Annotated in this window: 18 protein-coding genes; 7 read left to right on the top strand and 11 right to left on the bottom strand. The window is 45.8% G+C overall.

Annotation, left to right across the window (positions count from 1 at the left end):
- Window position 1: 1 nt before the first annotated feature.
- The 9 genes from NYE50_RS03475 to NYE50_RS03435 form a co-directional block, all read right to left on the bottom strand.
- Window positions 2–361, bottom strand: a complete 360-nt coding sequence (locus NYE50_RS03475; RefSeq protein WP_340763176.1) for a hypothetical protein — start codon at window positions 359–361, stop codon at window positions 2–4.
- A gap of 75 nt (window positions 362–436) precedes the next feature.
- On the bottom strand, window positions 437–727 hold the full coding sequence (locus NYE50_RS03470; protein ID WP_340763173.1) for a hypothetical protein: 291 nt from the start codon (window positions 725–727) through the stop codon (window positions 437–439).
- A gap of 27 nt (window positions 728–754) precedes the next feature.
- Window positions 755–898, bottom strand: a complete 144-nt coding sequence (locus NYE50_RS03465; RefSeq protein WP_224988917.1) for a hypothetical protein — start codon at window positions 896–898, stop codon at window positions 755–757.
- A 197-nt stretch (window positions 899–1,095) separates the two neighbouring features.
- On the bottom strand, window positions 1,096–1,290 hold the full coding sequence (locus NYE50_RS03460; RefSeq protein WP_224988915.1) for a hypothetical protein: 195 nt from the start codon (window positions 1,288–1,290) through the stop codon (window positions 1,096–1,098).
- 271 nt (window positions 1,291–1,561) lie between these two features.
- The gene (gene guaA / locus NYE50_RS03455) at window positions 1,562–3,103 is read right to left on the bottom strand and encodes a glutamine-hydrolyzing GMP synthase (protein WP_159353858.1); all 1,542 of its coding nucleotides are present in this window, start codon (window positions 3,101–3,103) and stop codon (window positions 1,562–1,564) included.
- Between the two features lie 163 nt (window positions 3,104–3,266).
- Window positions 3,267–5,474 carry a DUF4129 domain-containing transglutaminase family protein gene (locus NYE50_RS03450; RefSeq protein WP_159353857.1) on the bottom strand — a complete coding sequence of 736 codons (2,208 nt, stop codon included), beginning with the start codon at window positions 5,472–5,474 and terminating at the stop codon, window positions 3,267–3,269.
- A gap of 18 nt (window positions 5,475–5,492) precedes the next feature.
- Entirely contained in the window at window positions 5,493–6,662 is a 1,170-nt protein-coding gene (locus tag NYE50_RS03445; RefSeq protein WP_146276255.1) for a DUF58 domain-containing protein, read from the bottom strand.
- Window positions 6,662–7,624: an AAA family ATPase gene (locus NYE50_RS03440; RefSeq protein WP_014417085.1), complete on the bottom strand. Its 963-nt coding sequence runs from the start codon at window positions 7,622–7,624 to the stop codon at window positions 6,662–6,664. Before NYE50_RS03440 ends, NYE50_RS03445 begins: the two co-directional genes overlap by 1 nt.
- Window positions 7,625–7,762: 138 nt before the next feature.
- Complete coding sequence (locus tag NYE50_RS03435; protein ID WP_022552696.1) at window positions 7,763–8,635, bottom strand: cation diffusion facilitator family transporter; 873 nt, start codon at window positions 8,633–8,635, stop codon at window positions 7,763–7,765.
- Between the two features lie 386 nt (window positions 8,636–9,021).
- On the opposite strand from NYE50_RS03435, the gene gabP reads away from it, so the two are divergent.
- From gabP to NYE50_RS03415, 4 genes are all read left to right on the top strand, one after another.
- On the top strand, window positions 9,022–10,407 hold the full coding sequence (gabP, locus tag NYE50_RS03430) for a GABA permease (protein WP_012116987.1): 1,386 nt from the start codon (window positions 9,022–9,024) through the stop codon (window positions 10,405–10,407).
- A gap of 108 nt (window positions 10,408–10,515) precedes the next feature.
- Window positions 10,516–12,054 (top strand): outer spore coat copper-dependent laccase CotA, encoded by a 1,539-nt coding sequence (gene cotA / locus NYE50_RS03425; RefSeq protein ID WP_014417082.1) that lies wholly within the window; start codon window positions 10,516–10,518, stop codon window positions 12,052–12,054.
- Window positions 12,055–12,258: 204 nt separating this feature from the next.
- Window positions 12,259–12,468 carry a cold-shock protein gene (locus NYE50_RS03420; RefSeq protein ID WP_007408879.1) on the top strand — a complete coding sequence of 70 codons (210 nt, stop codon included), beginning with the start codon at window positions 12,259–12,261 and terminating at the stop codon, window positions 12,466–12,468.
- 98 nt (window positions 12,469–12,566) lie between these two features.
- Entirely contained in the window at window positions 12,567–12,725 is a 159-nt protein-coding gene (locus NYE50_RS03415; protein ID WP_003155794.1) for a hypothetical protein, read from the top strand.
- Window positions 12,726–12,755: 30 nt separating this feature from the next.
- On the opposite strand, the gene NYE50_RS03410 is transcribed toward NYE50_RS03415, so the two are convergent.
- Together NYE50_RS03410 and NYE50_RS03405 are read right to left on the bottom strand one after the other, a co-directional pair.
- The gene (locus NYE50_RS03410; protein ID WP_224988872.1) at window positions 12,756–13,802 is read right to left on the bottom strand and encodes a TolB family protein; all 1,047 of its coding nucleotides are present in this window, start codon (window positions 13,800–13,802) and stop codon (window positions 12,756–12,758) included.
- 65 nt (window positions 13,803–13,867) lie between these two features.
- Entirely contained in the window at window positions 13,868–14,236 is a 369-nt protein-coding gene (locus tag NYE50_RS03405; RefSeq protein ID WP_014417081.1) for a septal ring lytic transglycosylase RlpA family protein, read from the bottom strand.
- 363 nt (window positions 14,237–14,599) lie between these two features.
- Here NYE50_RS03405 and NYE50_RS03400 point away from each other — a divergent pair, with 363 nt between their 5' ends.
- The 3 genes from NYE50_RS03400 to rsiV all read left to right on the top strand — a co-directional run bounded on the left by NYE50_RS03400 (window position 14,600) and on the right by rsiV (window position 17,188).
- Window positions 14,600–15,640: a 2,3-butanediol dehydrogenase gene (locus NYE50_RS03400; RefSeq protein ID WP_060963420.1), complete on the top strand. Its 1,041-nt coding sequence runs from the start codon at window positions 14,600–14,602 to the stop codon at window positions 15,638–15,640.
- A 190-nt stretch (window positions 15,641–15,830) separates the two neighbouring features.
- Window positions 15,831–16,328, top strand: a complete 498-nt coding sequence (locus NYE50_RS03395; protein ID WP_045926857.1) for an RNA polymerase sigma factor — start codon at window positions 15,831–15,833, stop codon at window positions 16,326–16,328.
- Window positions 16,328–17,188, top strand: coding sequence for an anti-sigma-V factor RsiV (gene rsiV / locus NYE50_RS03390; protein WP_224988871.1), 861 nt, complete (start codon window positions 16,328–16,330; stop codon window positions 17,186–17,188). The genes NYE50_RS03395 and rsiV overlap by 1 nt, the downstream gene beginning before the upstream one ends.
- The last annotated feature ends 72 nt before the right edge of the window (window positions 17,189–17,260 follow it).

The following is a 17,260-nucleotide window of genomic DNA, read 5'->3' as shown; positions in this document are numbered from 1 at the left end:
TTCACCCATTCTCAATTAAACGTTTTATTTTTACTCGTTTCTCTAGCAACCTTACTAGTCCTATGTAAATTAGCTTGCCAATTAAAACTAGAAGAATTACAGATATTAACCCTCCCCAAAAAACTTTGGCAACTTCAAAATCGTAATTCTTATACCCTTGACCAAACTCTATCCAGCCGTATTTTACTGCTGACCCATAAACTTCTTTAAAATCTGTTCCAGAAGGAACCACAAATGTTCTACCGAAATCTGTAACATTAGATAACCACATGCTTAATAGTATATAAGAGATACATAGCGGTAATAGAATAACTATGGTCTCAAGAATAAATTTGACTACTACTTTAATTTTATTTTTCATCTTCCCCTCCAGAGACACTTCTTCTGATTTTGCAATAGATTAGAGAGTAACTAGTTTAGCCACTCTCTATTTAGTTCACCGATACTCGATAAGATAATTGTTAAATACAATTCTCTTATGATTGATAATGTCATCTAGCATAGATCTCCCTGTAGTAAAATGGTGATTTTCTTTTGCATAATTCAGTGCTATCAATGTCTCTCTAGCGTATTTAGGGTTTACACGTCCAGCACCAGAAAAAATTTCCTCTAACTCTTTTTTTGCATTAGCTACCAAGATATTGTCAGGAACATTTTTTGTTCCTCTTATTTTTCCTTCTTGTGCATGAACCTTCTTCAAAACTTGCTCTGGTAATCCTTGTATCATTTTTCATCCCTTCTTACCTTTTGTAAATTAGTCTTCAACAATAATCTCGTCATTTGAACCAATACGATAATCACCGTTTCCAAGAGCAACAGATTCCATATACTCACCTAAATACTCAATGACCTCAAGTTGTTCTTCTTCTGACAAATTTTCAAGTTCTTCTTCAAACATTTTAATTAACACCTCCCCAAACTCGAAAAATATCCTTAAAGAATATCAAATATTCTTTAATACTCTTAAAGAATATTATTTGAGGATCACAAAGTCAACCATAATCTTCTTAAATCATCTTAAATCTTCTTGAATTCACATAAAAAAATCCGATAAGAGTACCTTATCGGATTAGTCAATATACTTATGATTTTAAATTATTTTTTATCATTTTTATTATTATCTACGTCCTCAGGGAATTCTTTCTCATACAACAAAGCCATTGCTTTATTCAAAACATAAGCAGTAGTGACTCTCCCCCCTTCTTCTTCCCATTTCTCACGAACTTTTCTTTCTTTTTCTTCATTAGCTAAGGTCAAATTATAAGATACTTTTCGTCCCATTTTTGCCATAGTCAAAACTCCTTCCAAATGAAGAATCTTATAGAATCTTTAATATTATTATATCATCTAATAAGTGGAACTTCCAAATTGAATCATAAAAAATCATTATTATTCATTGCTACAATAAATTGAATTAAATGCATTGGAATATCATAAGTAAATATGTCTTATTGGGGGGAGTTTTTGGGGGGGATCAAATTAATATAAGCCTATTTCACAAGTTTATCATCACAATAAACACTGTAAAATAGGCTTTTTCAATTCAAATCATTTTAGTTTCTTATTCCCACTCAATCGTTGCAGGCGGCTTGCTCGTAATGTCATACACGACGCGGTTGATGTGTTTCACTTCATTGACGATCCGTGTTGAAATCACTTCAAGCACATCCCAAGGGACACGCGCCCAGTCAGATGTCATGCCGTCAATTGATGTTACGGCACGGATACCGATTGTGTAATCATACGTTCTCGCATCTCCCATGACGCCTACGCTGCGGATATCAGGAAGAACCGTGAAGTACTGCCAGATGTCGCGCTCTAGGCCGTGGTTCGCCACTTCTTCACGCAGAATCGCGTCTGATTCACGAACGATCTCAAGTTTTTCTTCCGTTACTTCACCAAGTACGCGGATGCCAAGTCCAGGGCCCGGGAACGGCTGACGCCATACGATATCATCCGGAAGGCCGAGCTCTGTGCCGAGCGCGCGCACTTCGTCTTTGAAAAGGGTGTTCAGCGGCTCGATCAGTTCAAACTGCATATCTTCAGGAAGTCCGCCGACATTGTGATGCGATTTGATCGTTTGCGCCGTTGCCGTTCCGCTTTCAATAATGTCTGTGTAAAGCGTTCCTTGCGCAAGGTAATCGATGCCTTTCAGCTTGTCCGCTTCATCATCAAACACGTAAATGAATTCGTTGCCGATGATTTTGCGTTTTTGCTCAGGATCAGAAACACCTTTCAGCTTGTTTAAGAATCTGTCTTTCGCATCAACTTTAATGACATTCATATTAAAGCCTTCGCTGAACGTTTTCATGACGCCTTCAGCTTCGCCTTTACGAAGCAGGCCGTGATCGACGAAAATACAAGTCAGCTGGTCGCCGATCGCTTTATGAATCAAAGCAGCCACAACAGAGGAATCAACACCGCCGCTTAGCGCGCAAAGAACCTGCTTGTCTCCGACTGTTTCACGGATTTTTTGCATTTCGATTTCGATAAAGTTTTCCATTGACCATTTGCCTTCACAATCGCAAACGCCGAATACAAAGTTTTTCAGAAGATCATTGCCGTATTCAGAGTGGCGCACTTCCGGGTGGAACTGAACGCCATACCAATTCTTGTCCGCTTTGCTCATCGCTGAATTTGGGCAGTGATGGCTTGTTGCGTCAACAGTGAAGCCTTCAGGAACTTCTACAACCAAATCGCCGTGGCTCATCCACACAACCTGTTCTTCCGGAAGATCCTTGAACAAGTCAGGAGTTCCTTGAATCTGAATGTTGGCTTTTCCGTATTCGCGCTGGCTTGCCGCCTCGACTTTCCCTCCGAGGTAATGAGTCATCAGCTGCATGCCGTAGCAGATGCCCAATACAGGAATATCGAGTTCAAAGATTTTTTCATCACAGCGGAAAGATCCTTCATCATATACACTGTTCGGTCCGCCTGAAAGGATAATTCCTTTTGGATTCATTTCTTTGATTTCCTCAGCTGTCAACGTATGGGGATGCAGCTCGCTATATACGCCAAATTCACGGATCCGGCGGGTAATCAGCTGGTTATACTGACTGCCGAAATCAAGAACAAGAATCATTTCATTCACTAACTTCGTCATGGTTGTCACCTAATCTCCTCTAAGTTTTTGACACAGAAAAAACGGAGGACAAACGTTCAGCCCTCTGTCGCGCAAGACTTGTCCGGAAGCCCGGCTTTTTAACGCTCCCGGGCTCCCATTTAACATTCATTTATTCTAACAACAGGACGATATGCGGTCAAGACTATCTTCTTTTAATTATATTTTCCCACAACTGTCCCGATTCATTCCAAAGCTTTGCGGCATTATCCCTGCGGTATAAGGCCCGCTCATAGCGCAGCGTCAGCTCGGACATGTCGTTTGTATGGTGCGCCTCGTCAACCCTCGCGGCAAAATCGCGGAGCGTTTCTCCGTCTCCCCTGCTGAATCCTTTTCGTTTCAGCTGGCGGAGCAGCGCGGCATATGCGTCGAAAAAGACGTCTTCATCCGTACGCCGCTTCAATCTGGCTGCTGTAACGTGCGGAATCCAGCGCGCCCGGAGCAGCCAGGCGAGTGCCGCCGCGGCTGAAATCACGATGACGATGGCTGCATACGGCCACAGCTGTGCCGCGGTTTTGTTGCGGATCACAGGCTGCGGCGCCGCGCTGTGCTCCCGCTTTTTCGGTACTTCTTCTTTTTCAGGCTTTGTTTCCTGACGCTGCTTGTCAGACGGTGTATCCGAATTCCCCGCTGAGCTTCCGCTGTCTTTTCCAGCTGCTTGATTCTGCTCTGACGTAAACTCCGTCGGATTGGTGAAGCCTTTCGTCGGCTCAAACGTCACCCAGCCCTGATCGGGAAAATACACTTCAACCCACGAATGGGCGTTGTTGTTTGTAACTTCATAAATGTGGCCGTTATGGTCGCCTGCGCCTTTATACTCGCCGGATGTATAACCCTTCACCCAGCGGGCGGGAATTCCCGCAGATCGGAGCAGCACGGCCATAGCCGATGAAAAGTTATCACAATATCCTCTTTTCGTTTCAAACAGAAATTGATCGACATAATCCTGATTGTGCTCCGGAATGGCGACATCCTGTGTATTATACGAAAATGCGGAAGATCCGAGATAATCCTCGATCGCCTTCGCTTTATCGAACATATTATGATGATCCCGCGTCAGTCTGTCCGCAAGCTGTCTCACTCTTTTCGGAAGGCTGTCGGGGACCTGTAAATACCGGTCATTGAATTGATTCTGCTCACGGTATCGTTTCACTTTCACTTTTCTGAGATCATTCAGCTTAAAGACGGGCGCCTGAAAAGTCACCGTGTACCGTCCCATATTGCGGATGTTGCCCACTTGTTCACTGACCGGCGTAATTTGCTCGGTGTTTCCGTTCATTTCAAGCTGAATCGAGTGCTTCGGTTTAATATTGGAGACGCCGATCGGATACATGACGTGATTATAGAGATAATTCTCATCAATGGACACCTGTGCCGTATACCGTCTCGTCTGCACACTCCGGTCAAACCATATATCTTCCACGTTGCCGCCGTTCAGTTTATAGGACATGCCCTGATCGGTCTCCACCCAGCCTTTCCCCGTGTATGTATCCTTCGTTTCCACCCGGAAGTACGCCCGTTCTTTTCCCTTCCATGTGAAAACCGGCGTATCATCCTGCTGAAAAGGGCCGCCCAATGTTTCATCATGATTGCCGTAGCCGATTTTGCTTTCGGCGGCGGGCACTTCTTTGTGGTTTGTTATTTTTTTAAGAAACGGCACGGGGTCCGGCCAGTTCGGGTCTGATTTCGGAGCCGCCAGACCGAACACGACGGAAGCGCAGATAAACAGCATCAGCGGCAGAAACCATTTGAGTATCAATCTTTTTTTAAATGCTATATGTTCCGTAAGCCGGATGCGCTCCATATACAAAAGCCCCATCATCAAAAAGCCGATAAAGACGATCCGGATGACGGCGTACGCGGCATCATAAGGAGTAAACGTATCAAGCACCGTGATATACGCCACCGTCATGATAAAAAAGAATAAGATTTTCCGCTGATAGATCACCCAGTAATGCAGCAAATACACGAGCAGCCATAAAAGCACAAAAAATAGCAACGTGCGGAATGACGGATTCATATCATTCCATCTTCCGGTCCCGATGTGGCGGGCATTTTGCATCACGTCCCGCAAAAAAGAAACGAGCCATTCCGGCTGAAAAATAGAACCTTTATAAAACAGGATGTGAATACTGATCAACGTAAACAGAATGCAGGACGGCACGGTGACGTACCACCTCATCCGGAAGAATGACAGCAGAAATGCCAAACCGATAAAAACGATGAAAAAACCGGTATGTTTTGTATCCGTAAAATTGTGCAGCGGCCTGAGCCATTCCCATAACAATAAAAAAGCGAGAAAATAAAACAGCAGCAGACTCAGCCTGCTTCCCTGGTTCTCGTCATGCGGCATGGCGCGCCACCTCTCTTTCTAAACAACATGGGACACCCGTTTGTCCCTGATCATTTGCACCTTAATATTTTTCTGAGCGAAGATGAGAGCGAGTTTCCGTTCTTTCTCCGAAAGCGCGGCATTCGTTTCTTTCGCCAAAAACACCGTCATGTCAGCACGGCCGGGCTCAGCCTGTTTGAGAAGGTCTTCTGTAAGACTGCCCGTCACGACGGCAATGGAAGCTTTACCCAGTTCTTTTCCTAAACGCCCGCCTTCATCGGCTTCTTCCGATTCTGAAGCTGATGCCAGGTAACGCAGCATCTTTCTGAAATGCCGGTCTCCCTCCCGGACGGGAAATACAGTCCGGTCGCTCCCCAATGAAATAAATCCTGCGGGAGAGCCCTTCACAAGCGCCGTGTAAAGCAGGGATGCCGAAGCTGACACCGCGGCTTCAAACGAAGGGGACGGCCTGCAGTCCAAAAGGAGAATCATATTCATACTCTGCAGCGGGTCAAATTCCTTCGTCATCAGCTCATTTCGCCGCGCCGATGTTTTCCAGTCAAGTGCGGAAAACCGGTCGCCCGGCTGATAATTTCTGACGCTCGCGGCCATTGCTGTGCGGTGTACCTGAAACGGAGCGCCGGCACCCGCACCCTCTTCTCCTGATGCAGCCTGCGGCTTATAGTGAACAGGCCCGTACGCCGGGAAAACCAGAACCGTATCCGTTACGGAAAACGACGCCGTCTTGTCCAAAAGCCCGAGAACATCTCCCGTCCGCACTCTGATCGTATGTAAATGATGCTCTCCGCGCGGCACCTGCGGCAGCTCATATTGTAACATCAGCTTCCTTTGAAACCACGGAAACACAAGCTGTTTCGCACTGCGCCTCTCACCAAGCGTTTCCGGCATCACATCTTCAATGACCATATATGTCAGCGGAAACGGCAGGCGCCTCGTCAGCCTGATGGTGACAGACAGCCTGTCGCCTGAGGTTAACTGGGCGGAGGACACGTCACGCGTCACCTGAAACGCCCGCAGCGGGTACACAGCGACCAGCCCGGCGTAAACGGTAAACGGCAAAAACGCATAAAATAAAAACCAGCTCACAAATCCGCCCTGAAACATGGCATAAGAAAAGACAGCCGCCGTCAGTACGGCCAACATAAGCAGCTTCCAGCCATATAGAAGCCAATGCATCTTCTTTCTCATTAGCGGACCGACATCCTTTGGACGGGCACTTTTTCCGTTTGCATGATGTCTTCTATAATCGCTTCCGGCGTCACATCGTTAAATTTCGCCTCTGCGGTCAGGATCATTCTGTGCGGCAGCGTATACGGAGCCAAATACTGGACGTCATCAGGAATGACGTAATCGCGGTCATAAAGCAGCGCGTACGCCTGCGCGGCTTTCATTAATGAGATTGAACCGCGCGGACTTACGCCCAGATGTACGGACGGATGCCGGCGGGTATGCTGAGTAATGCCGACGATATATGCTTTAATTCCATCATCCACCCGCACCTGCTCCAGTTTTTGCTGAAGGCTGATAAACTGTTCTTTAGAAATGACGGGCTCGATTGTTTCAAGCGGATTGCGCCCTTCCTGCAAAGACAGAACTTGAAGCTCTTCCTCGGCAGTCGGGTAGCCCATGCGCAGCTTAAATAAAAACCGGTCAAGCTGGGCTTCGGGAAGCGGATACGTTCCTTCATATTCAACCGGGTTTTGTGTGGCCATGACGAAAAACGGCTCAGCCAGCCGCATTGTCTTTCCGTCAATCGTGACATTCCCTTCCTCCATCGCCTCAAGCAGGGAAGACTGCGTTTTCGGAGAGGTTCTGTTAATTTCATCAGCCAGCACGATATTCCCCATGATCGGTCCCGGGCGGTATTCAAATTCCATCGTTTTCGTATTATAAATAGAGACACCCGTCACGTCTGACGGCAGAAGATCCGGCGTGAACTGAATCCTCTTAAAGTCAGCTCCGATCAGCTTGGCCAAAGCGCGGACCATCATCGTTTTTCCGACTCCCGGCACGTCTTCCAGCAGCACATGCCCTTTTGCGAGAATGGCGGCCAGACTGAGTATGGCGATATCCCGTTTTCCTATGATGATGTTTTCAATATGCTCAACGGCTTTCTCCAGCAGCGGATGCAGCTCTTCTTTATAAGCCATTCTTCTCCTCCTAGTCATCTCTCAAATTTCAATTATCGTAACCTAACTTTACCACAAAATATAAACAGTATAAAAAAACGTTTCCAGCGAATTGTTTCCAGTCTGAAAAAGGAAAAAGCTCCCTTTAGAAAGGAAGCTTTATTTCAGCTGGAGAGGCTCCATATGAACGTGTGAATGGTCAATGGCATGTTCCTCTTTCATCTTGCGTTCTACCTCATTTGCGATCTCATGACTCTCTTTAATGTTCAGATCAGACGGCACTTCAATGACGACATCAATATGAACGGAGCTGCCCAGATATCTCGCTTTAATATCTTTTAAACGGCTGACGCCCGCAATCTGTTCAATCGTCTTTTTATAATCAGAAATATGTTTGACATCAAAACCGTCAGTCAGCGAATGAGAGGATTCCTTAAAAATATCCCACGCGGTTTTGCAGATGATCACCCCGATGATAAACGCGGTAACCGTATCCACCCAAGCCAAATGGAACTGTGAAGCAAAAATTCCGATAAACGTGCCGATACTGACGAGCGCATCTGATTTATTATCAGCGGCCGCAGCTGAAAGGGCCTGGCTGTTTACCTTTTTGGCAAGCCCTTTCGTATAGCGGTAGACCATCAGCATCACGACGGCGCTCCCCGCGGCCGTCCAGGCGGCTATCATATCCGGTGTTTCCTCTTTAACGGAAAAAATAGATTGCGCGGCGCTGAACAGCACTTGCATTCCGACAAGCATCATAATAATGGAAGCGATGAGTGACGCGACGGTCTCTGCCCGAAAATGGCCGTAAGGATGATCTTCGTCAGGAGGTTTCTGAGAGATGCGCAAACCGATGAAAACAGCCGCAGATGCCACGATATCAGTCGTATTATTTAAACCGTCGGCCTGAAGCGCTTCTGAGTGAAACAAATAACCGATCACAAGCTTCACAGCCGACAATGCCGCATATGCGCCAATACTGACAATCGCTCCGGTTTCGCCTTTTTTCAATTCATGATATCTCTCCACTGAAAATCCTCCTTCCCGTTCAATTTTTCCTTCATTATCATACAAAGCAAAGACACAGTGGGTCTATAGAAACATGATTCACTTTCCACAGAAAAATAGTAAGCATGGAACATTTATGCGCTCAGGAAACTTATTTTTATTCACGAAACCCCTCTCATCCCAATCGTACCAAGGATTCTCGCCACCCTATGTTCATGGAATTATTTTCAAACCCATTAAAACACAAAAATAACAGAAAATTATTTCTTTTCCTTCCGGCACCTTCTGCTGTACGGACGAGAAAAAATGTCATATTTTCTTACATCACTTTCAACTGTCTGTGGCATTTATGATAGAATAATACTTGTCGGAATATTCAGCATAAACAAGCCAAAAGGAGGCAAAGAATGAATCAGCCTAACTCTTTATCAAAGGGATTAAAAACCCGGCATATGACTATGATTTCAATTGCCGGCGTGATCGGCGCCGGATTATTTGTCGGAAGCGGATCCGTCATTCATTCCACCGGACCCGGAGCGATTGTCTCCTACGCTTTAGCAGGATTATTAGTGATTTTTATTATGAGAATGCTGGGGGAAATGTCCTCCGTCAACCCGACAAGCGGTTCGTTTTCACAGTACGCGCATGACGCCATCGGTCCTTGGGCCGGTTTTACGATCGGATGGCTGTATTGGTTTTTCTGGGTCATCGTCATTGCTATTGAAGCCATTGCAGGCGCCGGAATCATACAGTACTGGTTCCCGGGCATTCCGTTATGGCTGACGAGTCTGCTTCTGACCGTGCTGTTAACACTGACGAATATTTATTCAGTTAAATCGTTCGGCGAATTTGAATACTGGCTTTCCTTAGTGAAGGTAGCGACGATCGTTGTCTTCTTAATCGCGGGATTTGCGTTCATTTTCGGAATCGTCCCCGGCAGCAAGCCGGTCGGGCTGGAAAATCTGGCGGGCAGCGGCGGATTTTTCCCTAAAGGTCCAAGTTCCGTTCTGCTCGGCATCGTCGTTGTCATTTTTTCTTTCATGGGATCTGAAATTGTCGCAATCGCAGCGGGAGAAACGTCAAATCCGGTCGAATCCGTCACAAAGGCGACCCGCTCAGTCGTTTGGCGGATCATTATTTTTTACGTCGGCTCCATTGCGGTTGTGGTCACACTGCTGCCGTGGGATTCAGCCAATATTTTGGAAAGCCCCTTCGTTGCCGTTTTGAGCCATATCGGGGTTCCCGCAGCCGCTCAAATCATGAATTTCATCGTCCTGACAGCCGTTCTGTCCTGCCTGAACTCCGGGCTTTATACGACGTCACGGATGCTGTATTCACTGGCAGAGCGAAATGAAGCGCCGCGGCGTTTTATGAAATTGAGTAAAAGAGGCGTACCGGTTCAAGCCATTATCGCCGGCACCTTTTTCTCCTATATTGCCGTTGTTATGAACTACTTTTCACCCGACTCCGTATTCTTATTTCTGGTCAATTCATCAGGGGCGATCGCACTGCTCGTTTATCTCGTCATCGCCGTCTCACATCTGAGAATGAGAAAGAAAATCGAACGGACAAACCCTGAATCTCTTAAAATCAAAATGTGGTTCTATCCGTACTTAACCTACCTGACGATCATCGCCATTTGCGCCATCTTGTTATCTATGCTGTTTATCAGTTCAATGCGGTCTGAATTTCTGCTGACAGGATTTATTACTCTGCTGGTGCTTGCCTCATATGTATTCCGCAAAAAACAAAAACCGAAAGAGAGCGCTTCCGAAAGCCGGGTTGCGCAATAACCGCAAACACCCCCCTCAAAAAAGGGCGGGTGTTTTTTTAACCAACCTGTTCCAGGCAGCATTAACTGTAGTACAGGATTTCAATAAATGATAAGGACAGGATGAAAAATGGCACTAGAAAAATTTGCAGATGAACTGCCGATTATCGAAACACTCCAGCCGCAGAAGAAATCAGACGGCAGCACGTATTATGAAGTCACCATGAAGGAATGCTTTCACAAGCTGCACCGCGATCTCCCGCCGACCCGGCTGTGGGGGTATAACGGTTTATTTCCCGGCCCGACGATCGACGTGAACCAAGATGAGAACGTCTATATTAAATGGATGAATGACCTGCCGGATAAGCATTTTCTGCCTGTGGATCATACCATTCACCATTCAGAAAGCGGCCATCAGGAACCCGATGTCAAAACCGTCGTCCATTTACACGGAGGAGCAACCCCGCCGGACAGCGACGGCTACCCGGAAGCTTGGTTCACAAAGGATTTTAAGGAAACGGGTCCTTATTTTGAGAAAGAGGTATACCATTATCCAAACAAACAGCGCGGGGCTCTGTTATGGTATCACGATCACGCCATGGCGATTACGAGGCTCAATGTGTACGCCGGGCTTGCCGGGATGTATATCATCCGCGAGCGAAAAGAAAAGCAGCTGAAGCTTCCCTCCGGAGAGTACGACGTACCGCTTATGATTTTGGACCGCACGTTAAATGACGACGGTTCCTTGTCTTATCCGAGCGGACCTGCTAACCCTTCCGAAACGCTGCCCGACCCTTCCATCGTCCCGTTTTTTTGCGGAAATACCATTCTCGTCAATGGTAAAGCGTGGCCGTATATGGAAGTTGAACCGCGGACATATCGTTTCCGCATCCTTAATGCCTCCAATACAAGAACATTTTCTCTCTCGCTCAATAACGGCGGGAAGTTTATCCAAATCGGTTCTGACGGCGGACTGCTTCCCCGCTCTGTCAAAACACAATCTATCAGCTTAGCCCCGGCAGAGCGGTATGATGTGCTCATCGATTTCTCCGCCTTTGACGGAGAACATATCATTTTAACGAACGGCACCGGCTGCGGGGGCGACGCCGATCCGGATACAGACGCCAATGTGATGCAATTCCGCGTCACAAAACCGCTGAAGGGAGAAGACACAAGCCGTAAGCCTAAATATCTTTCAACAATGCCTAATGTGACATCAAAGAGAATACACAATATCAGGACGCTTAAACTCACAAATACGCAAGACAAATACGGCCGGCCCGTTTTGACGCTGAATAACAAGCGATGGCATGATCCTGTGACAGAAGCGCCGAAGCTCGGCACAACGGAAATCTGGTCGATTATCAATCCGATGGGGGGAACCCATCCGATACACCTGCACCTTGTTTCCTTCCAAATCCTTGACCGGCGTCCTTTTGACTTAGAGCGTTATAACAAATTCGGCGACATTGTGTATACAGGCCCCGCCGTCCCGCCTCCTCCAAGTGAGAAAGGCTGGAAAGATACCGTGCAGGCGCACTCGGGAGAGGTCATCAGAATCGCGGCGACTTTCGCTCCTTACAGCGGACGCTACGTATGGCACTGTCATATTTTAGAGCACGAAGATTACGACATGATGAGACCGATGGACGTCACGGATAAGCAGTAAACAAACATCCCCCCTTTTCTGAGAGGGGCTTTTTTATTTATCCAAAAAGAAAAAATAAGAAGACACTTATTTGCATATACTGTAATAACAGGAAGACGGTGCACCCTCATTGGAAATCTGGATAGAAAAAGGAATTAGGAGATTAGGGAAAAGTATGAGACAATGAAGGAGTGCACGAAAATTCATAAGGGAAGAAGTGACTTTATGTCTTACTACAACAAACGTAATCAGGAACCGCTGCCTAAAGAAGATGTCAGTACGTGGGAATGCACAAAAGAGGACTGTATCGGCTGGAGCAGAAAGAATTTTGCCGGCAGTGATACCCCGACTTGCCCCCTTTGCGGCAGTAAAATGATCGACGGCGTCCGTTCGTTGGTAAATCTCCAAAACAATAATCAAACGGCATCAAGTTAGACCTCCCTTTTACGAGTCTCAACATAGAGAAGGCCTCCATGTCTCATGAGAGGCCTTTGCGTTATCATGTCCTTTTATGATGCAAAGGAGCAATGAACATGAAAAACGATCGGCAGCAGAAAGATCTGAAGGAAATGGCAAAACGGCGGAAAATGAACCTTGCCGCACAGTCATTCATCGAAACGCTCCATTTTGCCGTTCCGATTCTCCGTTTTTTCAAATGGCTCGCCTCAGCCGCAGCCAGCTTTGTTCATTAAAAAACACCCAGCAGGCGCTGAGTGTTTTTTTCATGATTGGATGACGGAAAAACTGTTGATAATGCCGTTGTCATTTTCCCAGACTTTTTCGCATTTTTTCGTATCCAAATGATAAGCATAAATGGTCCGGACCTTCGCATTCCGCCCCGTTTCATCCTTCAGACGCTTAGCGCCTTTTGCTTCCGCCATGAAATAAATGATGCTGCCGTCTTTAGAAAACTGAGGCTGGGCATCAATCAGCGGAGCGAAGTCCTTCCCGTTTGAGATAATCGTTTCATCTTTTTTCGTTTTGACATTCATCAGACGGATGGATGCTTTTTGTTCCGTCCCTTTTTGTGTATAAGATGTAAAGACAAGGTTCTTTCCGTCCGGTGACACCGCCACGTCGCTGATAAACTGTTCAAGGTTTGTCAGATCCTGAAGGTGTTCGCCCGCTCCTGCTGCAAACCGGATATTCGTCGGTTCAGGGTCAATCCCCTTCTCATTTGCCTCATCCGTTTTTTGATAATCCTCTTTTACGGAATAATGCAGAAGCGCAAAATCGTTTTGGCTGCGATTATAAAAGAAGCTGCTCACACTGTCGTCTTTCTCATCGGCGGCGGGATACAGATTTTCATAACGTTTCGTTTTCAAATCAAAAGATGCGAGACGAAAAATATCTTCATCTGCTTTTCCGAGACGGAAATAAATGTGCGACAGATCCTTTGATAAAAACAGACTGTCAGCGCTTGCCGTTCCTTTATAAAGCACCGTCTTCTTTTTCGTCTTCAGATCAAGCTTATACAGACGCATCTCATTTTGGTCATTATTCCCGACAAAATAGAGCAACTGATGGGCGTCATCCAGCGCAAACGCCGGATATGCCGAAAGCTTTTCCTCGTACAGCACGCGGCCGTCCTCGTAATATTTCGTCATCAGATCTTTGTCTGTAATGGAAACAAGCAGCTTGTCATGACCGCCGGAGACAACGGCTTTTCCGCCGCCGTCGCTTTTTCCTTTAATCAGTAAAACGGCCGCGATGACCGCCGCCGCCAAAACGGCGGCCAGCAACATCCAGATCCATCGTTTCTTCTTCATTATCAATCTCTCCGTCAATCAGAAAAAGCAAGAATCAGTGTCCTTGCTTTTTAAGATGGTCTATTTTAATAGCTGTAGTGTCCGGATACTCTTCCTTTGCTTAATGGATATCCGAGCGCTTTGAACGCTTTCGGGCTGACATCCAATACGGCATTCGGCATTCGGCCTACATCATTTTTGTATACGGTGATAACCTTTTTCGGTTTTGCTTTGGCATAAGCTCTGATTTTCGTTCCGTTTCTCGGAACGTCAAATCCTAATTTTGTCGCGCAATCCCAGTGTCCCAGTTTTTTACCGGAAGATCCTTTTTTACCGACTCCATTATACCATGTAATATTTCCGTTCACTTTTTTAGCACTTGCATCAGAAGAGTAACTGATCGCTCCCAGCGTGCTTCCTGCTAAAATCAATAAGGCTAAGAATAACTTCTTCAAGCTTTCGTCCTCCTGATTCTTTATTCTAGGCAAAATTATACACCAGAAAGACGATTATAATATTTCAATCACTTTACATGTTCATTACAACGTGATGAGACATGCACATAATGACGGCACAATTTCCTGTTCTATATAATTCCATGGTAAATTATACTACAAAATTTAATTCATTAGCGTTATAATATTCATAGAGTATTTCTGCATTCAATATGGACTTTTTATAAGGCCTATTGATAGTTGCATAATATGATATATTTTGAGAAATCAGGCTTTAGGAAGCAGGCACTTTATTCCTTTTAACCGTGGTTCATATTGATCATGTACCTATACTCGTTTCAATCAGACTAGGAGTGATAATCAATGAAAGCGGCAAGATGGCACAATCAAAAAGACATTCGAATCGAAAACATTGATGAACCTAAAGCAGAACCGGGTAAAGTCAAAATTAAAGTCAAATGGTGCGGGATTTGCGGAAGCGACCTTCATGAATATTTGGGAGGCCCGATCTTTATTCCGGTCGGCAAACCTCATCCGTTAACAAACGAAATGGCGCCCGTCACGATGGGTCACGAATTCTCAGGAGAAGTCGTGGAAGTAGGAGAAGGCGTCAAAAATTACAGCGTCGGCGACCGTGTCGTCGTGGAACCGATTTTTGCCACACACGGACATCAGGGAGCCTATAACCTTGATGAACAAATGGGATTCTTAGGCTTAGCCGGAGGCGGCGGCGGATTTTCTGAATATGTGTCCGTTGACGAAGAATTGCTGTTTAAGCTTCCTGAAGAGCTTTCTTACGAACAGGGCGCGCTTGTTGAGCCGTCAGCGGTAGCGCTTTACGCCGTCCGCCAAAGCAAATTAAAAGCGGGCGACACGGCAGCCGTTTTTGGCTGCGGACCGATCGGACTGCTTGTGATTGAAGCCCTGAAAGCGGCCGGCGCAACGGATATTTACGCGGTCGAACTTTCACCGGAACGTCAGGAAAAAGCGAAAGAACTCGGCGCTATCATCATTGATCCGTCAAAAACGGACGATGTCGTTGAAGAAATCGCTAAACGCACAAACGGCGGCGTTGACGTTTCTTATGAAGTGACAGGCGTTCCTGTCGTTCTCCGCCAGGCGATCCAGTCAACAAACATTTCCGGTGAAACGGTTATCGTCAGCATCTGGGAAAAAGGAGCGGAAATCCATCCGAACGATATCGTCATCAAAGAACGGACCGTAAAAGGCATTATCGGATACCGTGATATCTTCCCTTCCGTTCTCGCACTGATGAAAGAAGGCTACTTCTCAGCAGATAAGCTCGTCACGAAAAAAATCGTGCTCGACGATTTGATTGAAGAAGGCTTCGGCGCTTTAATCAAAGAGAAAAACCAAGTGAAAATCTTAGTCAAACCGAACTAAGCCGTTCGGCAAAATACCAGACACATCCGAAAAAAAGAGCCGTTCAGGCTCTTTTTTTCGTCTCTTCCTCTTCCCTTCCTTTTCCTTTTAAAAATGAGCCGCTCTGCGCAAACTATTTTTCACCCTGTCCCGTCTATCCTTAGGCAGCAGCCTATGATACGTATTTTTTAAAAAGGAGCCCTTTGAAGCAATGAAGAACGAAACAGCCAAAGCGTCGCTTGTGACGTGCATAACTGAGCGCAAAGAAGACTTTTACCGGCTTGCGTACAGTTATGTAAAGAACAAGGATGACGCGTTAGATATTGTTCAGGAATCAATTCAAAAAGCGTTGACATCGGTCGAATCCGTCAAAAACCCCGATGTCATCAAAAGCTGGTTTTATAAAATTTTAGTGCGCACGGCCATTGATTTTCTCCGCAAACAGAAAAAGCTTAAAGTGATGGACGATGAAACGATCGAGTTTTTAAGCCGCGGAAAGGAAGATCACTACAAAGACACAGACCTTCACGAAGCGCTTGACGACCTGCCGCATCCATATAAAACCATTATCATTCTGCGTTTCTTTGAAGACCTGAAATTAGAAGAAATCGCAGACATCACGGGGGAAAACATCAATACCGTTAAAACACGCCTTTACAGGGGGCTGAAGCTTATGCGCATTCAACTGACGAAGGAGGATCTTTCTTAATGGAAAAGAGATTAGAGCAATTAAGGGAAGAGTACAAAAGTGTGCCCATTCCTAAAGAATTGGACATCATTGTCGAAAAAGCCCTTCAGCCAAAACCGAAGAAAAAACGAATCGTGATGTGGCCGACATCCGCGGCAGTCGCTGCGGCCGTCTTATTTACCGCCGTTGTCAATATCAATCCGGATGCCGCACAGGCCATGTCCAAAATCCCCGTCATCGGCAAAGTCGTCCAAGCCATCACGTTCGTGGAGATGAAAGAAGAAAAGAATCAATCAAGCATTGATGTGAAAACACCCGCACTGTCCGGCCTTTCCAATCATAAACTTGAAGACAGCATCAACCGGCATTATATGAAAGAAAGCAAAGAGCTGTATCAGGAATTTATGAAGGCGGCCTCAAAAAGCAAAAAAGGCCACCTCAGCATCTATAGCGATTATGAAACCGTGACTGATACAGCGGATCTGATCTCAGTCCGCCGTGATATCGAAAAAACACAAGCTTCCGCTTATACGCAAAGCCGATACATCACGATTGATAAAAAAAATGAGGCCGTGCTTACGTTAAAGAGTTTATTCAAAGATGACCGTTATATTAAAGTCATCAGCCAAAATATTAAAGAACAAATGAAAAAACAGATGAAAGAAGATCCGAATAAAATATACTGGGTCGAAGATGATGATATGACGGAGCCTTTTAAAGCCATCCGCGCCGACCAGAATTTTTATATTACAGATAAGCACAAACTTGTCATCTCATTTGACGAATATGAAGCAGCACCCGGATATATGGGCGTTACAGAGTTTACAATACCGACCTCCGTCATCTCCAAGCTGCTTGTCGGAGACCGCTACATCAGATAAAGAAAGAAAAAAATCCATGATATCCGCAGATCATGGATTTTTTCTTTCGTCCTGCAACAGCCAAGATGCATA

It is taken from the genome of Bacillus sp. EU55 (assembly GCF_038005925.1).
In the GTDB taxonomy this organism is placed as follows: Bacteria; Bacillota; Bacilli; order Bacillales; family Bacillaceae; genus Bacillus; species Bacillus velezensis.
The sequence above is the reverse complement of the archived record's forward strand: the minus strand, read 5'-3'. Positions and strand labels throughout refer to the sequence as shown.